General features: G+C 63.6%; 1 protein-coding gene. It reads right to left on the minus strand.

The genetic code is table 11. From position 1 onward, the window contains the following. Positions 1-261: hypothetical protein (locus MWU77_RS24545; protein ID WP_247275040.1), on the minus strand; the 261-nt coding region annotated here is incomplete at both ends.

Genomic DNA, 261 nt, shown 5'->3' on the forward strand with positions numbered 1-261 from the left:
ACACCAACTGCGTCTCACCCGCAGGTGTCGTACGACCCACCGTCACCGCGAAATCCACACCGGCACACGACGACAACACCGCATCGATTTCACCGAGCTCGATGCGGAAACCACGCACCTTCACCTGAAAATCGTTACGCCCCACATACACGATCCCCGACCCGGCATCACGCGGACCCCGCACCACGTCACCGGTCCGATACATACGCGCACCACCCGGAGCCGCCACGAACCGCAACGCCGTCAACCCCGCACGACCGT

Source organism: Rhodococcus sp. F64268 (assembly GCF_023015605.1).
GTDB lineage: Bacteria > Actinomycetota > Actinomycetes > Mycobacteriales > Mycobacteriaceae > Rhodococcus.